The organism is Microbulbifer variabilis, assembly GCF_056232115.1.
On sequence record NZ_CP174325.1, the window covers coordinates 2,025,849 to 2,042,990 of the forward strand.

Sequence of the window (17,142 nt, forward strand, 5' to 3'; positions counted from 1 at the left end):
AGGCCCCGAAAAAACAAGGGGGCCCAGGGTCTTAGGGTATTCGCTTAGCAAACATCTAATTGCCAAAAGTGGGGTATCTGACTTACCGGCCACCCCACTGGAGAGGATCAGGCGACACGTCAGGTGTCGCGTAATCTATGGCCATTCTATGAGACCTGTCATACCTGTCAACTATATCTTTTAGTATTTTTTGAGGGGGTTGTTTCGCTGTTCGTTAATAAATTACATGGACCGAATTTCGGGCTGGTTTTGCAGCATTAAACAGCATAATTTAAAGGGGCGGTTCTATTGGGCAGGATAATTTCGCGCCTGACTTCGGGGGATGGGGTCTGGGCGTGAGAGGCTGATCTGAGCATCAAGGACTGCAGTTGTTGGGGAGAAAAAATAATATGAGCGAACTACATGTGCTAACCACCGGCGAAGCAGCCAGGTATTGCGGCGTCAACTTCCGTACGGTGATTCGCTGGATAGAGCGCGGGCAACTCAAGGCCTACAAACTTCCAGGTCGCGGTGACCATCGTATTTGTGTGGAGGATTTCGTTGGTTTCCTACGTGATAACTCCATGCCTGTTCCAAACGATCTAGCAGTGCCCAGCCGTAAGGTACTGTTGGTAACTACAGACCCCGAACTGACCTCGTCGGGAATCCAAGCCTTAAAGAATATAGGCTGTGAGATCGAAGTTGCAGGTGATAGCTTCTCTGCTGGTATTTTGTTAGCTGATGCCAAACCCACTCTGTTAGTGATTGATGCGAGTTTGGTCGGCGATGGCGGCTTCCAGGTTCTGGATTATTTGAGAAGCCGTAGTGAGTACGCCAACCTGCGTATTCTGGTTGTGCCCTCTGACGATGATCTGGATAAGGCTCGTTGGTTGGATGCGGGGGCCGATGCCTTGTTGGCAAATCGCGAGGAGCGAGGAGAGCTGGCGGCTAAAGCGAAGTTGTTACTGGAAGCTGACGACTAAAGTATATCAAGCTGCGACTGGCTTAGTTTCCCACCCCTTCTGTACGGGACCTGCCTATAGGCAGTCCCGTGCTGAACGCTTAAATAGGTTTCGGGATTAACATAGACTCCTCTTCTCCCTCCTGGCGGTCGCGACCTTGCTCGGGGCAGTGAAAGCTGGCCATAACCTCATCACCATTCAGGCTGTTGAGATGTACATCAAAACCCCAGAGTCTGTGTAAGTGCTTGAGCACTTCAGTAGTTTCCTTACCCAGAGGGCGGCGCTGGTACTGGGTGTGATGTAAGGTCAATGAGCGATCGCCGCGAGTGTCTACTGAGAAAACCTGGATATTGGGCTCTCGGTTACCCAGGTTGTATTGGCCTGCGAGATTCTCCCTTAGTTGTCGATAGCCGCTATCGTCATGAATTGCGCTGACAACGATTTCATTCTCCTTGTCGTTGTCGCTGATACAGAAGAGCTTCATATCGCGCATTACTTTCGGAGAGAGGAACTGCAAGATAAAACTCTCATCCTTGAAATCTCGCATGGCAAATTGCAATGTTTCCCGCCAGTTACTTCCTGCGATATCGGGGAACCAACGACGATCCTCATCAGTAGGGTTTTCACAGATTCGCCTTAGGTCACTGAAAATACTGAACCCCAGAGTGTAAGGATTTATTCCACTGTAGTGGGGGCTATCAAAGCCAGGTTGGTAAATTACGTTGGTGTGGCTTTGCAAAAATTCCATCATAAAGCCTTCGGTCACCCTACCTCGCCGATATAGCTCTGTTAGCAGAGTGTAATGCCAAAAAGTAGCCCATCCCTCATTCATTACCTGGGTCTGGCGCTGTGGATAAAAATACTGGGCTAACTTGCGGACAATACGCACCAGCTCTCGCTGCCAGTTTTCTAAAAGTGGTGCATTTTTTTCAATAAAGTAAAGGATGTTTTCCTGAGGCTCTTCAGGAAAGCGCTTTTCCTGGGTTTCCTCGGTGCCTTCTCCAAGTTTGGGGATAGTCCGCCATAGATCATTGAGTTGCCGTTGCCGGTATTCTTCGCGCTCTTGCTGCTGGCGCTCCTCTTCAATTGCAGAGATGGGATAAGGCCTCTTGTAACGATCTACGCCATAATTCATTAAGGCATGACAGGAGTCGAGTACTGCCTCTACCTCATCAAGGCCATAGCGCTCTTCACAACGGGAGATATAGTTCTTGGCAAAAATTAAGTAGTCAATGATACTGCCGGCATCTGTCCAAGAGCGAAATAGGTAATTGCCTTTGAAGAAAGAATTGTGCCCGTAGGAGGCATGGGCAATAACCAATGCTTGCATCGTCATGGTGTTTTCTTCCATGAGATAAGCAATGCAGGGGTTGGAATTGATAACAATTTCGTAGGCTAACCCCATAAGGCCGCGCTGGTAATTATTTTCGACGCTGATGAATTGTTTGCCAAAAGACCAGTGGTGATACCCCACTGGCATCCCTACCGATGAATAGGCATCCATCATTTGTTCAGAGCTGATCACTTCGATCTGATTGGGGTAGGTATCCAGACCAAACTCTTCCGCTAGCTCGCTAATGGCGCAGTCATACTCCTGGATCAGTTCAAAGGTCCATTCAGAAGAAGTGGAAATAGGGCCAGAAGAATCAGATTTTTGTGAGTCGCTGCCGCTGGCAAATGTTTCTAGCATCGAGCGGTTACCTTTTGGCTAAACAACTGTCGAAAGACCGGATAGATATCCTGGACATCCACAATTTGTTCCATGGCAAAATGATTTGGGAATAGTGCGCGAACACTTTCATATTCTTCCCAGAGGGCCTGGTGATCTCGTGGGGTAATCTCTACATAAGAGTAATATTGAACATGAGGCATGATGTCATCAATCAGGATTCTATGGCAGGTACTGGAGTCGTCATTCCAGTTGTCACCATCAGAAGCCTGGGCACCATAAATATTCCATTCGCTAGCCGGATAGCGTTCGCGCATGATTCTTCGCATTAATTTTAACGCACTGGAAACTATAGTTCCGCCAGTCTCCCGTGAATAAAAAAACTCCTCTTCATCCACTTCTTTGGCACTGGTGTGATGGCGGATAAATACGACCTCGGTATATTCATAACTGCGCTGAAGAAAAAGATAAAGTAATAGGAAGAAGCGCTTTGCCATATCTTTAGTTGCTTGATTCATCGAGCCAGAAACATCCATCAAGCAGAACATGACAGCCCTAGAGCGCGGCTTGGGCTGGCGAATTAGTAGGTTGTATTTAAGGTCAAAATCATCAAGGAACGGCACACGACTGATACGCTGGCGCAACTCGATGATTTCATTTTTAATTGCCTCTATCTTTCGTTGATCACGCAAGGCGGAATCTTTCCGTTCCTCCATATCCAAGGATTGCTCCAACTCACGTAGTACCCGCCTTTTATTACTGGTAAGAGCGATACGGCGTGCATGAGCAGCCCTAAGAGAGCGAATGACATTGAGCCGGCCGGGTGTGCCTTCATTGCTGATGCCGGCACGAACTATCTGGAAGGACTCATTACCGGCCAGTCGGCGCTTGATCATATTGGGCAGCTGTAGCCCTTCAAACATAAAATCGAGGAACTCTTCTTGAGATATCTGGAAAACAAACTCATCTACGCCCTCACCACTATCACTGGCACCACCTCCGCCACCATCACCACCTCTTTGGCTTTGGCGAGGGATTCGGTCACCAGTAGTGAACTCTTTATTACCTGGAAGTACCCGTTCAATATGCCCACCGGCACCGTGAGAGAATAGTGGTTCGCTGATATCCCTGGTCGGGATACTAATGCGTTCGCCCTTGTCCATGTCCATGATGGAGCGGCTATTCATGGCGTCTCCGACAGCTTTCTTTATATGGGCTTTGTAGCGCCTCAAGAAACGTTGACGATTAACCGTGCTTTTCTTCTTTCCATTCAGGCGACGGTCGATGATATAGCTCATATTTCTGCCTTTGGGCGGATAAACTCACCGGTCAATTGGCCTGGAATTTGTTCAGAAATATCCTAGTGGACTCGCTTAGTTCTGGGTAACTGTCGGATATTTTGTTAAGGCCAGCTGGCTTGGTTCCCCGTGTAAAGGTGAGCTTTCCTTGGGGAAAGCCCTCCCACTGTGCTTTGAGGTCACTGCGATTTACGGACACGCAGATACCATTCAGACAATAAGCGCACTTGCTTCTCGGTATATCCGCGCTCGACCATTCGAGCAACAAAATCCGCATGCTTACGCTTGTCATCCGCAGAAGCTTTAGTATTGAAGGAAATTACTGGCAGGAGATCCTCGGTGTTGGAGAACATCTTCTTCTCAATAACTGCACGTAATTTCTCATAGGATCTCCAGTCAGGATTTTTTCCTTGATTATTGGCCCTTGCGCGCAATACAAAGTTGACTATTTCGTTACGGAAATCCTTAGGGTTAGATATTCCGGCGGGTTTTTCCGTTTTCTCCAACTCCTCATTGAGCGCGCCTCGGTCGAGTATCTCGCCAGTCTCAGGGTCGCGGTATTCCTGATCCTGAATCCAGAAGTCAGCATAGGTGACATAGCGATCAAACAAGTTTTGGCCATACTCTGCGTAGGATTCCAAGTAGGCAGTTTGTATCTCTTTTCCAATAAACTCGACATATCTTGGAGCTAGGTACTCCTTGATAAATCCAAGATATGTTTCCTGGATTTCTGGAGGGAATTGCTCTTGTTCAATTTGCTGCTCCAATACATAGAGTAAGTGAACAGGGTTGGCTGCAACTTCCGTTGCATCAAAGTTGAAGACTTTGGAGAGAATTTTGAACGCAAAGCGTGTAGAAAGGCCGTTCATCCCCTCATCAACGCCAGCGTTGTCCCGATATTCTTGAATAGTCTTTGCCTTAGGGTCGGTGTCCTTTAGGTTTTCTCCATCATAAATCCGCATTTTGGAGTAAAGACTAGAGTTCTCAGGATTTTTGATTCGGGACAGCACGGAAAATTGTGCCAGCATTCTCAGAGTATCCGGCGCACAAGGCGCTTTAGAGAGAGAGCTGTTTTCCAATAGTTTTTGGTAAATTTTGATTTCTTCCTGGACTCTCACACAGTAAGGCACTTTGACAATATAAATTCGATCTAGAAAAGCTTCATTATTGCGGTTATTTCGAAATGATTGCCATTCGGACTCATTGGAATGTGCCAGGATTGTGCCATTGAAAGGTATAGAGCCGAGTCCCTCGGTGCTGTTGTAATTGCCTTCCTGGGTGGCGGTTAGCAAGGGGTGAAGCACCTTGATTGGCGCCTTGAACATTTCAACAAATTCCATCAATCCCTGGTTGGCGCGACAGAGGCTGCCTGAGAAGCTATAAGCATCGGGATCATTTTGTGGAAAATCTTCGAGCTTGCGAATATCTATTTTGCCAACTAGAGACGATATGTCTTGGTTGTTTTCGTCTCCGGGCTCTGTTTTGGATATTGCGACTTGATCCAGGATAGAAGGTCGAATTTTTACTACCCGAAATTTACTGATATCTCCCTTGAACTCATGCAACCGTTTAACAGCCCATGGGGACATAATGGTATTGACATATCGCCTGGCGATACCATAGTCCTCTTCCAGGATTCGACCATCTTCGCTAGGTGAGAATAAACTCAAAGGTGATTCAAATACAGGTGATCCCTTGATTGCGTAAATTGGCACCTGTTCCATTAGGGCCTTTAAGCGTTCAGCTAGTGACGATTTACCTCCTCCTACAGGTCCAAGCAAATAAAGAATTTGTTTTTTCTCTTCCAGGCCTTGGGCTGCATGTCGAAAGAAAGAAACAATCTGCTCTATGGCTTCTTCCATACCATAAAATTCGCTGAATGCTTTGTATCGCTTGATGACTTTATTGCAGAAAATTCGGGATAAGCGTGGGTCGCGAGAGGTATCTATTAATTCTGCCTCACCAATTGCCATTAACATTCGCTCTGCAGGAGATGCATAGGCGCTGCGATCAGTTTTACATAACTCCAGATACTCCTGGATGCTGAGTTCCTCATCTTGGATTGACTCATACCTTTCCAGGTAGTGGTTGAAAATTGTCACGGTATTTACCTCCCTGTAGCCTAGTGGGCAGAGCTCAGCGTCCTGCTTATCAATTAGAGTCAGTGCACTGGTTGTTTCTAAGGTTGCACCGCTTGTACACATATGGTGATCAATATGTGAAGCGGCATAGCAATCGCCTTGTCTGAGATAAGCTCGGCAAAAGCGCAATTGATTGTTGCCGTTACTATCCTTGTTCTTCCCTGGGGTATACGGAACTGACCCCAGCTATTCCAGCATAGCTTTCAGTCTCATCACGGCACGGTATTGTTATCTAGATGGGTTGAATATAACGGCAGTTTTAGGTTTTATTCGCACTCTTTTAGAAGTGGGTAAAGCTCGAAGGAAGTAAAATGGCGATTCTAGTGACTGGTGGTGCCGGCTACATTGGCAGTCACACATGCATAGAGTTACTTGGTGCTGGCTTTTGGCCAGTTGTTGTGGATAACCTATCGAATAGCAGCCGGGAAGTGTTGAATCGTGTCGAGATGATTTCTGGGCAAAAGGTGCTATTTGATGACTTTGATATTGGCGATCAAGAGAGGCTTCGGAAAGTCTTTTCAGAATGTGAGATTGAAGCTGTAATTCATTTTGCTGGTTTGAAGGTAGTAGGAGGTTCTGTCGAGCAGCCGCTACGTTATTATCAGAATAACGTAGCAGGTACCCTGGCTCTTATAGAAGTGATGGAGGAGTTTGACGTATTTCGAATGATCTTCAGTTCTTCTGCAACTGTCTACGAGGATCCTGACACGGTGCTGGTTAAAGAAGATTTTAAAACTGGAGCTACTAATCCCTATGGTGCCAGCAAGCTCGTTAAGGAAGGTATGCTGCGAAATATCTGTGTCGTTCCTGGGAGCTACTGGAAAGTAAGTTTGTTACGCTACTTTAACCCTATTGGTGCACATAAAAGTGAAAGAATAGGTGAGGATCCTCGAGGAATCCCCAATAATCTTTTGCCGTATGTATCTCAAGTTGCTGTTGGACGCGGTCCTTACCTACTGGTTTTTGGTGATAATTATGAAACTGTAGATGGGACAGGTGTTCTGGATTATATACTGATCTAGCTCTGGGACATTTAGCAGCCCTAGAACTACTTAGAAAGCCCACAACAGACCAGGGCTGCTTTATCCATAACTTGGGTACTGGCCAGGGAAGTTCAGTATTGGAAGTTATAAAGGCATTTGAAGGGCCAGTGGTAGAGAAATTCCTTATAAAATTGTACCGCGTAGACCTGGGGATATTGTGGAATGCTATGCGGATACTGAGCTGGCTGAAAAAGAGCTAGGCTGGAAAGCGGAATATGACCTGATGCAAATGGTTGAAGATGCATGGCGTTGACAATCACAAAACCCGGGGGGATATAGCTCGTAATATCAACTCCCTGTAGAAAACCCTAACTGCTTGGTCTAACTTAACAGTTGAGGTTTGCTAATTTGCAGTAAAGTCGTAAGTATTTAATTTTTTATAGGCTGCAATCTAGGCAGAAGAACTCCTCATCATCCAACCGCATTGCCGTAAGGTAACCACCCCAAACGCATCCCGTATCTAGTGCATAGATATTTTTAGTATCGGCACGACCCTCCAGAGCTGCCCAGTGGCCAAAGATAATTTTTTCATTCTTACTTTTTCTGTTCGGAAAGCTAAACCAGGGCTTGTAATCGGCATGCGCGGCTTGAGGTCCTCGTTTGGTCACTAAATCTAAGGTGCCATCTGCTTTACAAAAACGCATTCGTGTAAAGTAGTTGGTTATGGAACGTAACCTTTCGATCCCGATAAGATGGTCATTCCAGCAATGTGGTTCATTACCATACATCCCATAAAAATAAGCTTTTGCCATAGCTTCATCAGACAGGGCATGCTCAACTTCGCGAGCAAGCGCCGCTGCCTTGGTTACACTCCAAATGGGAGGAATCCCTGCATGAACCATGGTGTACCCCTTTTTGTGTACTAGAAGGGGAAGACCTTGAAGCCAGTTTAGTAGCTGGTCTGAGCCTTTGGCTTTCAGGATTTTAGCTAAGTCATGCTCTTTTTCAGAAAGGTGTTTGGCTCCATGGGCCAGAGCTAAAAGGTGTAAGTCGTGGTTGCCTAGAACGGCGGTTACCTGATGACGGTACTCATACAAAAAGCGCAAAGTGCCAAGACTGTCGTCCCCACGATGAACAAGATCTCCAGCAAGCCACAATTTGTCACGATCAAAGCGGAAGCGGATTTTCTTTAGTAGCCGTTGTAATGGCTCAAAGCAACCCTGAATATCTCCAATGGCGTAAGTAGCCAAATTTTCGTCCCCTAAATTGGCTTGTTATTTTTTTGTTTTTCAAGCTGTGTACAGAAATTTGCTAATCGGACAAATTCTTCAACACCGAGGGTTTCAGGGCGACGGCTGGCATCTACCGGGAACGAGTTTACATCCAGTTCTGGAAATAGCGGTTTTAAAGCATTGCGCAGTGTCTTGCGACGTTGCTGAAAAGCTACATTGACAATTCGCTCCAGCAGCTTCTCATCCTCGGCAATGAACGGAAGTTTTTCATGAGGAGTAAGGCGTACGATTGCAGATTCTACTTTAGGTGCTGGTTGGAATGATTGGGGGGGCACTGGAAAAAGTCCCTGAACACGGCAGTGATATTGCACCATGACACTCAGACGGCCAAAGGATTTGTTACCCGGAGTGGCGCTGAGGCGGTCGACGACTTCCTTTTGCAGCATAAAGTGCATATCCCGCACTTTACCTTTGAAACTGAGTAAGTGGAAAAGTAATGGCGTAGAAATGTTATAGGGCAAATTGCCAACTATGCGTAAAGGTGAATCTGCTGCAAATTCTCCAAAGTCAAATTTGAGGGCATCCTGCTCAATAATTTTAAACTGGAGATAATTCCTAAACTTAAACTGCAGCAAGGGTATTAAGTCCCGGTCTAGTTCAACTGCAGTTAGGGAAGGGCATCGTTGGAGGAGAAGCTCTGTAATCGCACCTTGCCCGGGACCAATTTCTACGAGCTTGTCGGATTCTGTTGGGGCTACGGCGCGTACAATACGTTCAATGATATTTTCATCGACTAAAAAATTTTGGCCAAAACGTTTACGGGCTTTGTGCTGGAAAAAACTGTCCATTAAATAATCTATACTTGAAGCTTTTTTGGGTTGATATATACGACAAAAAGGGAGAGCCACTTTGCAAATACTGCGAGGTAGCTCACCGAGTAGCCAATTCAATAGCTTGCGCCAAAGCTGCCTCCAAACTACCACTGTCGGCATCGCCAGTACCAGCAAGATTCAGCGCGGTACCGTGGTCTACTGATGTACGGACAAAAGGCAGCCCAAGGGTAATATTTACGGCTTTACCAAACCCCTTGAATTTTAACACCGGCAGCCCCTGATCGTGATACATGGTCAATACTGCGTCACAGTGCGCTAATTGCGGCGGTGTAAAGAGCGTATCGGCAGGTAAGGGGCCAATGAGCTGGATGCCCTCTGCTCGCAAGCTATTCAGAGCTGGTTCTATCACCTCTATTTCTTCCATACCGAGGTGACCGCCTTCCCCTGCATGCGGGTTTAAGCCACATACCCCGATGCGAGGAGATTCGATCCGGAACTCATTGGTCAGGCTTTTGTGTAGAATTTGAATAACCTGTGTGAGGCGCTCTCCTGTAATAGCTTTACTGACATCTTTTAGAGGGAGATGTGTAGTCACCAATGCCACGCGCAGCTTTTCAGCTGCTAGCATCATTACGACTTGCTCAATACCCGCTTGCTCAGCGAAGAACTCGGTATGCCCACTAAATGGGATGCCTGCATCGTTGATCACTCCTTTGTGTACGGGGCCGGTCACTAAGGCATTAAATTGTCCTCTCAAGCATCCTTTAGCTGCAGCCTCCAGAGTGCTCAAAACATAGGAGGCATTGGCAGTATTCAAATGCCCTGGCTTGGCACTGCTGGCCATTTGGATTTCTTGAATATATAGGCAGCCGGGTGGAGTAGCTGATGCTGCTGAATCAGGAGAGAAGGGTAGTAATGTCAGTGGGAGACTCAGAATACTAGCGGCCTGGTATAGTAGTTCTGGATCTGCAATAGCTATTATTTGTGAGCTGCTGCCCTGCTGTGCCACTTTAACTGCTAATTCTGGGCCTATACCTGCGGGTTCCCCTGGGGTTAGTGCAATTTTGGTGGTCATTTGGTGGGCCAATTCCTTGATCAATAAAAAACCGGGCGCTTAGGCCCGGTTTTGGGATTCTAAAAGGATGAGTGCTACTGTTGCTCTTTTTCGGTCGAATCTTTGTTTCCATCCTGCAGCTTAATTTCAACATAAGCCTGATCGCGAATCTCTCGGCGCCAATTTTGAAGTTCTTCTTCGTAGCGACGGTTACGTAACAAGTTGGCAGCTTGATTTCGGATATATTGATCAGTCATATCTTGCTTGCGCCGGTCCTCAACTTTCAGGATATGCCAGCCAAATTGGCTGCGAAACGGCAGACTGATTTCGCCAATATTAGTGGTGTCCATTGCCTGGGTAAATTCTGGTACAAATTGGCCAGGCATAGACCAGCCTAGATCCCCTCCGGCGAGCATTGAGCCTATATCTTCAGAGTTTTCCCGGGCTAATTTATCAAAATTATCATTGGCCATGGCTTCCTCGCGCATGGCGATCAGTTTGTTATAGGCCTCGTCATCGGTGAGGATGGCGGATGGCTTCAACAGAATATGACGAACTTTAGTCTGTTCCACCAGCTGTTCGTTAGCACCTTTCTGGGCGTGAATCTTGAGTAAATGGAAGCCGGCATCACTGCGGAAGGGCTCTGTTACATCTCCCACTTTCAGGCCGTTGAGCGCATCTGCAAACAGGGTCGGCAATTCCACTGTCTTACGCCAGCCTAGATCACCACCGGCTAGAGCATTTTGCCCAGCGGAGTTGGCGATAGCCAAGCGACGAAAATCAGTACCCTCACGTGCTTGCTCAGCAAGCTCTTCTGCCTTTTCGCGAGCTTGGGTCACCTCACTGGATGGTGCGCTGGAGCTTATGGGAATCAGGATATGACCGAGCTCAAATTGCGGTGACTTCCAGAACTCTCCTTCTTTGGAGCGAAGGAAGTTGTCGATATCCTGATCTGTGATTTGGATTCTACGGTTAACACTGCCTTGTTCTACGCGGCGAATCATCAGCTCTTGGCGGACTTGCTGGCGAAAGCTCTTTATGGTCATACCATCTGCACGAAGGCGCTGGCGGAATTCTTCCGGGCTGACACTGGCATTCTGTTGAACTCGTGCGATGGCTTGATCAAGCTCAGACTCAGAGATAGTAACGCCTGCGCGCGAAGCCATTTGCAGCTGTAGTCTTTCGACAATCAGCTGCTCAAGTACTTGGCGGCGTAAAACTTCAATAGGGGGCGCCTGGACCTGCTGTGCTTGGATCTGGCTGGCAATAGTATTCAAACGCTGGGCCAGCTCACTGGCCATCACGACATCCTCATCGACAACGGCGACTACTCGGTCCAGGGTTTGCACTTGTGCTGTAACAGTACCGGCGATCAGTGCGCAGGCAGCCAGAACGGATGACAGACTCAATTTAGTCACAAATTTCTGCATTATTCTCATCACGGTTTCAGCTTTTCTCTCTGATCAAAGTTTGCAATGCCCTTGTAAAGCATCTGAGTTACAGTTGATCCGAACCCTGCCAGACCTTTTAGTTGCACCTCTAGGAAGATACCTTCCTCGTACTCCAAGTCCTCAGCAGCTACGACCCCGGCCAGGTCATTGTCCAGGGTGCGGCTCCATACCAGGCGCGCACGATAGCAGCAATCATCGTATTCGATGCCAGCTAAGTATTGCAGTTCCCGATCCAGGGTTAAATCGTAGGCGGCGCTAGCCATTATAGAGGTATGGGTGCTGATAGGTAGGACCGCAGAGCTGTTGAGCTGCCGGGTAGAGGAGTCGTCATCATTGTCCACTTCGTTAGGAAATAGCAGTGCGTCATTCCGCTCATAGTAATAGCTGAGGTTGAAGATTCTGGCGTCATCGTCAAAGTATCGCAGGCTGAAATTACCTCGGTTTACATTGTGTTCAGTGTCATCGTAAACCAACTCACTGCCGATACGCAGGGACTGTATTGGGCGGCTTTCTAGCCGGGTGGCGAGTTCAGAGCGGGGAGTGTTTTCTACTAATTCTGTTAACCCAATTTGTGTGTCGCTGGAGTAATAGGCCTGGCCAATACTGGCAGAGAAAAGGTCGCGTCCGCTGATCGGATCAATAAAACGAGTGGTGATTCCTAGAGCGATTCGACTTGCATCGTCAATCCGGTCATTGCCGGTAAAGCGGCTGCTGCGGAATAATTGGTCATAACTGAAGGTAAACAGTGAAGTATCGTAGAGTAGATTGTTACTTAATGGATTGACAGGAACTTCATAGTCAAAAACTTCATCTTCACTGATATCGAAAAAATCATCTTGATTAGCGTTGCTGCTGATCAATGTAAACAAGCGGGGTTCAAGTGTGTGGATAAAATCTCGATTAAAAATAAAAGTATCCCGCTCGAAATATAAGCCTGTATCCAAAGTGAACTGGGCGGCGGCAGCATCGGGTGTATCGTTGGCTCCTTCTGGCAAGAAAAGATCACTGACTTGGTAGCCCAAGTAACGACCGGCGACACCCGGTTTGAAATAGCCCCATAGCCACTCTTTATCCCAAAAGAGTTCGTAATCTAGGCGTAACCTATCTGCATTGATAAAATTGTTAGTACGTTCGGTCACACTTAGGGGATCGTCAGTATCAGCAATAAATCTAATCGTTTGGGTATCCTGATGTCTCCAGATTGTGGCTTCATTTTGCATGGAGAGCAGCCAGTCCCCCCAGCGATAGTTACCGTCTACATCCAAGCGTGGCAGCTGGGCGAAGGTATCAAAGCGGTCATTTTGCAGGACTTGATAGTCCTGGGCACGCAAAGTCACTATCCAGTTTTCTGAGTTCAAACTACCCTGGGCTGTTTGGGAAACCTGGGTTTCAGCATTAATCCCCAGATTGGCTGTACTTAAATCCCGAAAATAGTCGGGGTCACTGACCTTCGTATAGTTAATATCGGTGCGCCAAACACTGCCACTGTAACCGCCTTCCTGGTCAAGGTTCACCAGCCAGCGATCCTTGCCTTTATAAGGGAGTACCAGATCCTCGGGGAAGCCGCGGTCGATAAGCTTGCGGGACAGATCATCGTTGCCGCCTTTGTCATTTGGCAGATCAGCTACGCGGAGTCTGGTATTAAAGATAGGGCTCAAGTGGCGAAATTCCACTTCCAGACCTTTGCCCCGGTATTGGATATAACGCGGGGTAAGGGTTGCATCCATCTGCGGCGCTATATTCCAATAGTAGGGAATGGCCAGGTCCCAACCGTTTTTATCGCTGTTACTCAGTGAGGGAAAGAGGAAGCCCGACATCCGGGCATCTCCCACTGGAAAGCGGAAATAGGGAGCGTAGAACACCGGAACGTTCATGATTTCCAGGCGGACATTTCGAGCTGTACCCTGGCTTTCTACTTCATCAATATTGATTTCACCGCCAATCAGTCGCCAAAACTCCTTTCCCGGCTCACAGCGGGTATAAGTGCCGTCTGTTAGGGTGAGTTCACCACTGGTTTGGCGGGCTGCGTAGGCCGCGTCGCCATGGATGTATTCATCGTGAATAACGTAAGAGACATCATCAATCGATGCTGCCTCACTGTCTGTATGTACCTCAGCCGAAGCCCCACGGATCAATAAATTCGGCTCACGCAGCTCTACGGCTCCGCTTAGGTAGGCGGTATGGTTTTGCTGATTGAGGTCAACCTGGTCGGCAAATAATTGGCGATATCCCTGGGTGATATGCACATTACCGCTTAATTCTGCGGTGCCATCATCAAGTACCTGTGATCTTTCGGCGGTGGCACGCAGAGGGGCATTCTCGGGAGGAAGATCTGCATCAGGATAGTTTCTCGGAGGGGGAATAAAGGCCCCTGAACATATAGCCGGTATCCTGGCCCTCTCTTCGGGGGTAAGCTCTGAGCGGGGTAGCCAGTCGAGGTACAAATAAGGGTTGTAGTTTGGGTCTTCGTAAGCATTACCCTGGTTGGCGTGTGCCCACAGGGGGGTTGCGGCAATTAAGCCGATTGCGAAAGTACGGGTGTGTGAATAATTAGCAATCGCGAGTGCTAGGCGACGCCACCGGGGGACTTCATGCATCAATCGATAGGTTCCGGCTATTCTTAAATGTTTCTTTATCGGTAGATGCGTGCGACAGCTATCGAGCCGGGGCGCGCAAAAATCTTCGCTCGATTCTACTTGAATGTAGAAATAGTTAATAGCCACAGCGCTGGTACGAGTGTAAGAGGAATTGTGCAGACGCTGCTGGACGCGACACTGCGTGGGGTTACAATGCGATCTTATACCTGGGGAATCAGCCCGGTAATTACAAGCCACAGGTGAAGAATTGAAGGTGTGTTGTGACTGATGACTCGCGAATTGAGGAGCTTAGCCGCTGGGTGGGGCAGGTTTTGGAAATGCACTCATCTACGGAGCTGCTCAAGCTTGCCGGCGATGCAGGATTTCGACGCTATTTTCGCACAGACACCAAGCCGAGTTTGATTGCAGTTGACTCCCCTCCGGAGTACACCAAGCCAGGCCACTTTGTGGCCATTGCTGATTATCTGCGCCGCAACGGTATCCATACGCCGATGGTGGTCTCGGCAGATACGACCAATGGCTATCTTCTCTTGGAGGATCTTGGCGATACCCAGTTATTTGGTGTACTTAATAACGATAGTGTCGAGGGCCTCTATGCCGAGGTGATGAGTGAGTTGTTGTGTCTGCAACAGATACCCAGAGACAAAACACTTTTTCCCAATTATGACGCAGAGTTGCTTCTGACAGAGATGCGTATTATGCCTGAGTGGTTGGCGGGTAAGCTGCTAGGTCATCAGCTTTCAGCAAAGGAAATGGAGCTGATTGAAGATACCTTCCAATTGCTATTGGATAATGCAGCCAACCAGCCACATACCCTGGTTCATCGTGATTACCACAGCCGGAATCTGATGATACGGAAAGGAGAGAGGCCGGGGATTGTGGATTTCCAGGATGCGGTTTGGGGCCCTATCACTTACGACCTGGTTTCGCTGTTACGGGATTGCTATATACGCTGGCCCCGGGAACGGGTTGAACGCTGGGTATTCGCTTACGCAGCTACTGCAGAAGCTGCCGGAGTGATGGAACCTGTGGACCCTGAAAGGTTCTTACGATGGTTCGACTGGATGGGGCTGCAGCGTCATATTAAAGTACTTGGCCTGTTTCCACGCTTGTCGCTTCGCGATGGCAAACAGGGGTATCTGAGTAATCTCTCCCTGGTTATTCGTTATGTACTGGAAACAGCTGGTCGCTATTCTGAACTGAAGCCCTTTGGCGATTGGTTTGCCGACCAGTTATTGCCGTTGATCGAACAGCAGCCCTGGTATAGTGACTACCGCAGTGCTGGGGACTCGCTCAGGTAAGCTGTAAAAATTGTATAGATTAATTTGATGACCCACCCTAAAGAGACCTCTCCAACTACCGCCATGGTCCTGGCTGCAGGCTTCGGGCGCCGTATGCGCCCGCTGACTGACCAGACGCCAAAGCCCTTACTACCTGTAGCAGGAAAACCGCTGATTGAGCACGCCCTGGAGCGCCTTCAAAGTATTGGTATCCAGCGGGTGGTTATTAACCTTGGTTATCTTGGCCATAAGATTAGGAGCTGCCTTGGTAGTGGTGAACGTTGGGGAATGGATATCCAGTATTCGGTAGAGCATGAAGAGAGGCCCCTCGAAACTGCCGGCGGTATTATCAATGCTATGTCACTCTTGGGTGAGGCCCCCTTCCTGGTGGTCAATGGGGATGTCTGGTGTGACTTCGATCTTTCCCAATGGATAACCCGCCCTTTACCCAAGAGTTGCCCCGGGCGGTTATTGATGGTGCCCAACCCCCCCCATAATCCTGAAGGTGACTTTGGGATTGAGGATGGATTGCTATCAGGAACTGCCAAGCCCCGCTATACCTTTGCCGGAATTAGCTGGTTGCGCCCGGAAATACTTACTCACTATCCAAAGATGCGTGAGTGTTTTGGCCTCGGGGAGGTGTTCACTTTTAACGAAGACAAATTACAGGCGGAGTTATACCAGGGGGACTGGTGCGATGTGGGGACTCCTGAGCGCCTGGATCGATTGCACCGCCGTTTAACCGCGGAAAACTGATTTACTTAAGGATATTGAGATGTCTGATTACAAAATTGCTCCATCCATTCTCTCCGCCGATTTCGCGCGATTGGGAGAAGAGGTGGACAATGTGTTGGCGGCCGGTGCCGACTGGGTGCACTTCGATGTGATGGACAATCATTATGTGCCCAATCTGACCATAGGTCCGATGGTATGCCAAGCTCTGCGTAAGCACGGTGTCCAGGCGCCTATTGATGTACATCTTATGGTTGAGCCCGTGGACGATATGATTCGCATGTTCGCGGATACGGGCGCAACCTATATCACATTTCACCCCGAGGCCTCCCGCCACCCAGACCGCTCTCTGCAGTTAATTCGCAGTTTGGGATGCAAGGCGGGCTTGGTATTTAACCCGGCTACCAGCCTTGATGCCGCCAAATATGTGATGGATAAGCTGGATATGGTCCTTTTGATGTCAGTTAATCCGGGCTTTGGTGGCCAGAAATTTATTCCGGCCACCCTGGAAAAGCTGCGTGAGGCACGACAACTGATCGATGCTAGTGGCTATGATATACGCCTGGAAATCGATGGCGGAGTTAACCGGGATAATATTGCAGAAATTGCCGCCGCAGGTGCAGATACTTTCGTAGCGGGCTCTGCCATTTTCAATACATCGGACTACGCTGAGGTGATCGGCGCTATGCGCAAGAGCCTGCCTTGATAAAAACCTGGCGGGTAACCCCTTGCCCGCCGCATACGGGATTTGTAAACTTGTGCGCCTGCACTGAGGGAATTTCCGTGAATCACACTATCCCCACAACAACCAGCTGGCGATGGCGCCACTGATCCGCTAAGGCCAATTTGGTAGCTGCTACCATTCCGGCCACCTTTCCTGTGGGCGCTATCTATACTCTGGCGCCAACCTAAAAAACGCAAAATAGACCGG

Annotated in this window: 12 protein-coding genes and 1 pseudogene; 5 read left to right on the plus strand and 8 right to left on the minus strand. The window is 48.3% G+C overall.

What is annotated here, in order from left to right:
* Positions 1 to 389: 389 nt before the first annotated feature.
* Positions 390 to 962, plus strand: a complete 573-nt coding sequence (locus ACJJI7_RS08800; protein ID WP_020411519.1) for a helix-turn-helix domain-containing protein — start codon at positions 390 to 392, stop codon at positions 960 to 962.
* Between the two features lie 79 nt (positions 963 to 1,041).
* On the opposite strand, the gene ACJJI7_RS08805 is transcribed toward ACJJI7_RS08800, so the two are convergent.
* The 3 genes from ACJJI7_RS08805 to ACJJI7_RS08815 form a co-directional block, all read right to left on the minus strand.
* Positions 1,042 to 2,631 carry a SpoVR family protein gene (locus ACJJI7_RS08805; RefSeq protein ID WP_020411518.1) on the minus strand — a complete coding sequence of 530 codons (1,590 nt, stop codon included), beginning with the start codon at positions 2,629 to 2,631 and terminating at the stop codon, positions 1,042 to 1,044.
* On the minus strand, positions 2,625 to 3,908 hold the full coding sequence (locus tag ACJJI7_RS08810; protein ID WP_444902300.1) for a YeaH/YhbH family protein: 1,284 nt from the start codon (positions 3,906 to 3,908) through the stop codon (positions 2,625 to 2,627). Before ACJJI7_RS08810 ends, ACJJI7_RS08805 begins: the two co-directional genes overlap by 7 nt.
* Before the next feature lie 179 nt (positions 3,909 to 4,087).
* Positions 4,088 to 6,010 (minus strand): PrkA family serine protein kinase, encoded by a 1,923-nt coding sequence (locus ACJJI7_RS08815; protein WP_026304895.1) that lies wholly within the window; start codon positions 6,008 to 6,010, stop codon positions 4,088 to 4,090.
* 350 nt (positions 6,011 to 6,360) lie between these two features.
* Between ACJJI7_RS08815 and galE the strand changes: the two are divergent.
* Positions 6,361 to 7,345: pseudogene (gene galE / locus ACJJI7_RS08820) on the plus strand (UDP-glucose 4-epimerase GalE).
* A gap of 124 nt (positions 7,346 to 7,469) precedes the next feature.
* Here galE and ACJJI7_RS08825 read toward each other — a convergent pair.
* The 5 genes from ACJJI7_RS08825 to ACJJI7_RS08845 all read right to left on the minus strand — a co-directional run bounded on the left by ACJJI7_RS08825 (position 7,470) and on the right by ACJJI7_RS08845 (position 14,199).
* Positions 7,470 to 8,282: a symmetrical bis(5'-nucleosyl)-tetraphosphatase gene (locus ACJJI7_RS08825; RefSeq protein ID WP_020411513.1), complete on the minus strand. Its 813-nt coding sequence runs from the start codon at positions 8,280 to 8,282 to the stop codon at positions 7,470 to 7,472.
* A gap of 11 nt (positions 8,283 to 8,293) precedes the next feature.
* Positions 8,294 to 9,112 (minus strand): 16S rRNA (adenine(1518)-N(6)/adenine(1519)-N(6))-dimethyltransferase RsmA, encoded by an 819-nt coding sequence (gene rsmA, locus ACJJI7_RS08830; protein WP_444902618.1) that lies wholly within the window; start codon positions 9,110 to 9,112, stop codon positions 8,294 to 8,296.
* A gap of 82 nt (positions 9,113 to 9,194) precedes the next feature.
* Entirely contained in the window at positions 9,195 to 10,172 is a 978-nt protein-coding gene (gene pdxA, locus ACJJI7_RS08835) for a 4-hydroxythreonine-4-phosphate dehydrogenase PdxA (protein WP_444902299.1), read from the minus strand.
* Between the two features lie 74 nt (positions 10,173 to 10,246).
* Positions 10,247 to 11,590 carry a peptidylprolyl isomerase gene (locus ACJJI7_RS08840; RefSeq protein ID WP_040628036.1) on the minus strand — a complete coding sequence of 448 codons (1,344 nt, stop codon included), beginning with the start codon at positions 11,588 to 11,590 and terminating at the stop codon, positions 10,247 to 10,249.
* Positions 11,590 to 14,199: an LPS-assembly protein LptD gene (locus ACJJI7_RS08845; protein WP_444902298.1), complete on the minus strand. Its 2,610-nt coding sequence runs from the start codon at positions 14,197 to 14,199 to the stop codon at positions 11,590 to 11,592. Before ACJJI7_RS08845 ends, ACJJI7_RS08840 begins: the two co-directional genes overlap by 1 nt.
* Before the next feature lie 260 nt (positions 14,200 to 14,459).
* On the opposite strand from ACJJI7_RS08845, the gene ACJJI7_RS08850 reads away from it, so the two are divergent.
* The 3 genes from ACJJI7_RS08850 to rpe are packed head-to-tail and all read left to right on the plus strand — an operon-like array spanning position 14,460 to position 16,917.
* On the plus strand, positions 14,460 to 15,500 hold the full coding sequence (locus ACJJI7_RS08850; RefSeq protein ID WP_444902297.1) for an aminoglycoside phosphotransferase family protein: 1,041 nt from the start codon (positions 14,460 to 14,462) through the stop codon (positions 15,498 to 15,500).
* 27 nt (positions 15,501 to 15,527) lie between these two features.
* Positions 15,528 to 16,235 (plus strand): nucleotidyltransferase family protein, encoded by a 708-nt coding sequence (locus ACJJI7_RS08855; RefSeq protein WP_444902296.1) that lies wholly within the window; start codon positions 15,528 to 15,530, stop codon positions 16,233 to 16,235.
* A 19-nt stretch (positions 16,236 to 16,254) separates the two neighbouring features.
* The gene (gene rpe, locus ACJJI7_RS08860; protein ID WP_444902295.1) at positions 16,255 to 16,917 is read left to right on the plus strand and encodes a ribulose-phosphate 3-epimerase; all 663 of its coding nucleotides are present in this window, start codon (positions 16,255 to 16,257) and stop codon (positions 16,915 to 16,917) included.
* Positions 16,918 to 17,142 lie beyond the last annotated feature (225 nt).

Excerpts from the sequence above, each read along its gene's own strand:
- rsmA (WP_444902618.1), bottom strand. The coding sequence starts at position 9,112 with ATGGACAGTTTTTTCCAGCACAAAGCCCGTAAACGTTTTGGCCAAAAT.
- ACJJI7_RS08810 (WP_444902300.1), bottom strand. The coding sequence starts at position 3,908 with ATGAGCTATATCATCGACCGTCGCCTGAATGGAAAGAAGAAAAGCACG.
- ACJJI7_RS08845 (WP_444902298.1), bottom strand. The coding sequence starts at position 14,199 with ATGCATGAAGTCCCCCGGTGGCGTCGCCTAGCACTCGCGATTGCTAAT.
- rpe (WP_444902295.1), top strand. The coding sequence starts at position 16,255 with ATGTCTGATTACAAAATTGCTCCATCCATTCTCTCCGCCGATTTCGCG.
- ACJJI7_RS08805 (WP_020411518.1), bottom strand. The coding sequence starts at position 2,631 with ATGCTAGAAACATTTGCCAGCGGCAGCGACTCACAAAAATCTGATTCT.
- ACJJI7_RS08840 (WP_040628036.1), bottom strand. The coding sequence starts at position 11,590 with ATGAGAATAATGCAGAAATTTGTGACTAAATTGAGTCTGTCATCCGTT.
- ACJJI7_RS08855 (WP_444902296.1), top strand. The coding sequence starts at position 15,528 with ATGACCCACCCTAAAGAGACCTCTCCAACTACCGCCATGGTCCTGGCT.
- ACJJI7_RS08800 (WP_020411519.1), top strand. The coding sequence starts at position 390 with ATGAGCGAACTACATGTGCTAACCACCGGCGAAGCAGCCAGGTATTGC.
- pdxA (WP_444902299.1), bottom strand. The coding sequence starts at position 10,172 with ATGACCACCAAAATTGCACTAACCCCAGGGGAACCCGCAGGTATAGGC.